4 protein-coding genes and 1 pseudogene are annotated in these 5,353 nt (G+C 39.8%); 1 reads left to right on the top strand and 4 read right to left on the bottom strand.

Annotated features, from left to right (window positions below):
* A pseudogene (locus tag UC75_RS22015) lies at positions 1-108 on the bottom strand (hypothetical protein); the annotation flags it as partial.
* Positions 109-272: 164 nt separating this feature from the next.
* Between UC75_RS22015 and UC75_RS15645 the strand changes: the two are divergent.
* Positions 273-656, top strand: coding sequence for an RcnB family protein (locus UC75_RS15645; protein WP_004789127.1), 384 nt, complete (start codon positions 273-275; stop codon positions 654-656).
* 48 nt (positions 657-704) lie between these two features.
* On the opposite strand, the gene UC75_RS15640 is transcribed toward UC75_RS15645, so the two are convergent.
* The 3 genes from UC75_RS15640 to UC75_RS15630 form a co-directional block, all read right to left on the bottom strand.
* The gene (locus UC75_RS15640; RefSeq protein WP_013196854.1) at positions 705-1,187 is read right to left on the bottom strand and encodes a phosphate-starvation-inducible protein PsiE; all 483 of its coding nucleotides are present in this window, start codon (positions 1,185-1,187) and stop codon (positions 705-707) included.
* Between the two features lie 122 nt (positions 1,188-1,309).
* Positions 1,310-3,091 (bottom strand): acyl-CoA dehydrogenase C-terminal domain-containing protein, encoded by a 1,782-nt coding sequence (locus UC75_RS15635; protein ID WP_004789132.1) that lies wholly within the window; start codon positions 3,089-3,091, stop codon positions 1,310-1,312.
* Positions 3,092-3,258: 167 nt separating this feature from the next.
* Positions 3,259-5,061, bottom strand: coding sequence for an acyl-CoA dehydrogenase C-terminal domain-containing protein (locus UC75_RS15630; RefSeq protein WP_004789135.1), 1,803 nt, complete (start codon positions 5,059-5,061; stop codon positions 3,259-3,261).
* Positions 5,062-5,353 lie beyond the last annotated feature (292 nt).

Raw genomic sequence — 5,353 nt, 5'->3', positions numbered from 1 at the left:
CCACCAAGCATGTTCGCCGTCTGCTCCATGAGCCATGATACGGGCTTCTTGTACAGTTGGAACTTTGCAAAAAAATTGATGAAGACGTTCAAAACTGATTTCAGACACAGCAATTGACCTAGTTTGAAAAATGGTAATGGTAGCACAGATACAGATTCTTCATATTTTCTTTATAGTCATTACAAACAATATCAATCAAAGCTGTTTTATTCATGGTTTCTCCTTGACTCTCTTTTAATCTAGCTTCAGATCAAGATAAAAGGAAATAGGTCATGAAAAAGCCAATCGTTCTTGTACTTTCAACATTAATGTTGGGTATGTCAGCTACTGCGATGGCCGATACAAGTCATCGTTGGGACAATAATCATGGTAAAAACTATGATCGATATGAGCATCGTGATGACCGCCGTCATGACTACCGAAATGATCATCGCGCTCCACAGTGGTCAAATGCCGATCGCGGTAAGCACTATGGTCGATATGTAGCATTTAAGCGTGGCGATCGTGTTCCAGCAGAATACCGCAATAGTCGCTATTATGTTTCAGACTGGAGATCGCATCGTTTGTATGAGCCACCACGTGGATACCGTTGGGTTAAAACACCTAACCAATATTTACTTGTAGACTCAAAACACCAAATTTATCGTGTCCGTTAATTTTGAAATATAGAATATATAAATGGCCTCAATATTGAGGCCATTTTTTTATGCTAATTCATCATCTTGAGGCTGAGGGGGCTTTAAAGGCGTTGGTGTTTTTGCATGTTTCTCTCTCATGACTGACGGATAATTCCAAGATGCAAAACGAACAACCAAGATAGAAAGAGCTAAAATAAGAATCGAGCCCGTAATAATGACTTGGTCCATATCCGCTTTATGGTCATGTTGGATATCGGAAATGAGTAGGCGGGTTAAGGCTGTAATCGCAACATAAATAAGAAAGCGTACAGGCATATGATTGGTTTTAAAGTAAATTCCAACCATCGCCCCAAGTTCTAAGTATATAAATAATAATAAAATATCATCAATTGAAGCATACTTTTTGACTGTTAAAATTTCAAAAACAGTATTGGCTGCGGACCAAGCCACCATACATCCAATAATAAACAGGGCTAAATAGTGGAAGGCTTCTACGGCGTAATGACCAAAACGGTCAAGTATTCGCTCGTATTTTTTAGGATCAGGCATAGTAAGATCTTTTGTTTGTTTCTTAATGTTTAGAAATTAAACAAATTTCATGCCAATGGAAATAGTAAATACAAAATAAAAAAGCGCCTGAATATTCAGACGCTTTTTCATAAAGAATTTAATTAAGCTTGATTCGTAAAGTAGTCTTCACTGAAGCCCATAATTAAGTCAGAACCCGCTTTAATTTTAGCAATACGTGCATCAATATCCGGCAAGATACGATCAGCAAAGTATTGAGCTAAAGCAAGTTTGTTTTGATAGAAGTCACCAGACTTATCTTTTGCTGCTGCCGCAATTTTTGCAAACATATAAGCGAAGCTGAGTAAGCCAACTGCATGTAGATAATCAACAGCAGCAGCATTCGGGAAGTCTACGTTTTCAGCAGCTTGTTCAATAATAAACTGAGTGATTGCTTCGATTTCAGTTGCAGCATCTAAAGTTGCATCTTTAATGAAGTTCAAATCGGTGTCTAAGTCATTTGCAAAGTCACGAATTTCAGTGATGTATTCAGCAATGAACGCACCGCCACATTTAATGGTTTTACGACCAATTAAATCTTGAGACTGAACGCCGTTCGTTCCTTCGTAGATTTGAGCAATACGAAGATCACGAATACATTGTTCCATACCCCATTCACGAATATAACCGTGACCACCAAATACCATCTGAGCATCTAAAGTTGCTTGGAATGCTGTATCTGTGAGGTAAGCTTTAGCAATTGGTGTCAAAAGCGCAACGCGATTATTGGCTTTTTTCACAGCTTCAGCATCAGTTGAGAATTTAGTGATATCGAGCTGTTGACCAACATAGACTGCAAAAGCACGTGATGCTTCATTGTTTGCACGTACGTTTAACAACATACGACGTACATCGCCATGAACTAAAATGCTGTCGGCAGGTTTATTTGGTGATTGAACACCAGCTGCACTGCGACCTTGTAAGCGGTCAGTCGCATATTGCGCTGCATTTTGATAAGCAAATTCAGATGCGCCTAAACCTTGGATACCCATAGATAAACGTTCGTAGTTCATCATGACAAACATGGCAGCAAGACCTTCGTTCTCTTTACCAACAAGGTAACCTTTTGCTGCATCAAAGTTCATCACACAAGTTGCAGACGCTTTAATCCCCATTTTGTGTTCGATAGAACCTGGGCCAACGAGATTACGTTCACCTAATGAACCATCTTCGTTTACCAAATACTTTGGCACGATGAACAAAGAAATACCGCGTGAACCAGCAGGAGCATCTGGCGTTTTAGCAAGTACTAAATGAATAATGTTTTCTGCTAAATCGTTGTCACCGCCAGTGATAAAGATTTTAGTACCTGTGATGTTATAAGTACCATCTTCATTAGGTTCTGCTTTGGTTTTAATAATACCTAAGTCAGTACCTGCATGTGGCTCGGTTAAGCACATCGTGCCCGACCATTCACCTGAATAAATCTTTGGTAAGTAAGTTTCTTTTTGTTCTTGAGATGCATAGCTGTTTAAAGCCATGCCTGCACCCACAGAAAGAAGCGGGTAGAGCATAAATGATGGGTTAGTTGCAAATAACATTTCATCGGAAAGAACGGTGAGCATTTTTGGCATGCCTTGACCGCCCCATTCTTCATCGGCACCTAAGCCAATCCAACCACCTTCTGCATATTGACGGAATGCATCTTTAAAACCAGCTGGTGTGAACACCTCACCGTTTTCATAGCGAGCGCCTTCTTCATCACCAGTACGGTTTAATGGATGAGTCACGTTCTGAGCAAATTTAGCCATTTCTTCTAAAATTGCTTCAGCTGTTGCAGCATCTACATGAGCGAGTTTCTCATTAGACTGCCAAAATTGTTCTGCTTTAAATACATCATTTAAGATGAATTTCATATCAGCTAAAGGAGCATTGTAAATTGGCATAATCGTTCACCTTTTTTGTGCACATTGGCCTGTGCTAGATATCCTGTAAAACGAAATGGATATGGAATTTAAAGTGTAAATTTATCATTGATTTTATAAAAAAAGGACCGTCAAAACTGAGCAGTCCTTTTTTGTTTTTTAACATTGCATATCGCAACTAACTATGGTTAGAAAGCGAAATGTTCAGCGTCTAATGACATCAATGGATCTAGACCACCTGCAATCACATCAACATGTGAGCGAACACGTGGCAAGATTTTCTTGAAGTAGAAGCGAGCAGTTGTAACTTTCGCGTTATAGAAATCAACATCGGTCGTACCTTCTGCTAATTTCTCTTGTGCAACAAGTGCCATACGAGCCCATAGATACGCTAAAGTGATATAACCTGAGAAGTAGAGGTAATCTACAGCAGCAGCACCTACTTCATCTGGGTTTTGCATTGCGCGCATACCAATTTGCATAGTGAGATCGCCCCATTCTTTGTTAAGAGCTGCAAGCGGCTCAACAAATTCTTTCATGGCAGCGTTGTCTTTATTTGCTTCAACAAATTTGTGAACAATTTTGGTAAAGTCTTTTAGCATTGCGCCTTGAGTTTGCAATACTTTACGGCCTAACAAATCAAGTGCTTGAATTTCAGTTGTACCTTCATACAAACATGAAATACGTGTATCACGTACGATTTGTTCCATGCCATGCTCAGAAATAAAGCCATGACCACCGAAGACTTGAACACCGTGCTTAGCAGACTCAGAACCTGTTTCAGTTAAGAATGCTTTTGCAATTGGAGTCAATAAAGACAAGATGTTGTCAGCAAACTTACGCTCTTCTTCTGTTTCGCCTTTTTCAACGATGTCAGCATATTGAGCAAGTAAGTAAACAAGTGCACGACCGCCTTCAGCAAATGCTTTTTGAGTTAAAAGCATGTTACGAACAGCAGGGTGAACGATAATTGGGTCTGCATCTTTTTCTGGAGCTTTAGGACCAGAAAGCGAACGCATTGCTAAACGTTCTTTTGCGTAAGTTAACGCACCTTGGAAAGATGATTCAGACGCTGCTAAACCTTGAACCGCAGTACCAATACGTGCTGTGTTCATGAAGGTGAACATACAGTTCAAACCACGGTTTTCAGGTCCGATCAAGTAACCTTTAGCTTGGTCAAAGTTAATGACACAAGTCGCGTTACCATGAATACCCATTTTGTGCTCGATAGAACCACAACGAACCGCATTACGCTCGCCCACAGTACCATCTGCATTTACATGGAATTTAGGAACGATGAATAATGAGATACCTTTGGTACCTTTCGGCGCACCTGGTAAACGAGCAAGAACGATATGGATGATGTTCTCAGCCATGTCATGTTCACCAGCAGAGATAAAGATTTTCTCGCCAGAAATTGCATAGCTACCGTCAGCATTTGGTTCTGCTTTAGAACGGATAATACCTAAGTCAGAACCTGCATGAGATTCAGTTAAGCACATCGTACCTGTCCAAACACCTGAAACAAGGTTTGGTAAATAAGTATTTTTTTGTTCATCAGAACCATGATGTTCTAATGTACGTACAGCTCCGTGAGACAAGCCAGGGTACATACCCCAAGACCAGTTTGCTGTACCAACCATTTCAGAAATTGCAATACCTAAAGAGTTAGGTAAAGCCTGACCACCGTATTGTTCTTCTGCTGATAAAGACGGAAAGCCAAGTTCAATATATTTTTGATAAGCTTCTTTAAAGCCTGTTGGAGTGGTAACTACGCCATCATTCCAAGTACAACCTTCACGGTCGCCGACTTGGTTTAAAGGAGAAAGTTCATTTTCACAAAAGTCTGCCGCAGCTTCTAAATATTGATCAACCAATTCACGGCTTACGTTACCTTGGAAATCAGGTAATTTTGCATAGTGTTCTTCAGCATTTAATAATTCATGCAAAACGAATTGCATATCACGTAAGGGCGCTTTGTATTGTGGCATATCGGGTTCCTCAATACTGGTGAAACCAGAGTTATAATCTTAATCTATGAGAATGTGCCATGAGGCACCTTGGACTATTACATCGTGCAACAACTTGCATAACTGCACAAGCACCTCAGGACCTTTACTTTGTGACTGCAAAGTCAAGAAAAAAATGCTTAAACTAGCTAAGTGCTTTGAGTGTAAACACTTTTGGTTATGTTTATATGATACAAATAGTCAAAATCGTAAACAGTTATGTATAAACAAAAGGCGCCTATAGGCGCCTTTTGTTTTATGATTTTTAGAATTA

Origin of the sequence: Acinetobacter sp. V2, from assembly GCF_001188385.1 — a bacterium.
In the GTDB taxonomy this organism is placed as follows: domain Bacteria; phylum Pseudomonadota; class Gammaproteobacteria; order Pseudomonadales; family Moraxellaceae; genus Acinetobacter; species Acinetobacter oleivorans.
The sequence above is the reverse complement of the archived record's forward strand: the minus strand, read 5'-3'. Positions and strand labels throughout refer to the sequence as shown.

Bases quoted from the DNA above. Each gene is read 5' to 3' on its own strand.
- UC75_RS15645 (WP_004789127.1), top strand. From the start codon at position 273: ATGAAAAAGCCAATCGTTCTTGTACTTTCAACATTAATGTTGGGTATG.
- UC75_RS15640 (WP_013196854.1), bottom strand. From the start codon at position 1,187: ATGCCTGATCCTAAAAAATACGAGCGAATACTTGACCGTTTTGGTCAT.
- UC75_RS15635 (WP_004789132.1), bottom strand. From the start codon at position 3,091: ATGCCAATTTACAATGCTCCTTTAGCTGATATGAAATTCATCTTAAAT.
- UC75_RS15630 (WP_004789135.1), bottom strand. From the start codon at position 5,061: ATGCCACAATACAAAGCGCCCTTACGTGATATGCAATTCGTTTTGCAT.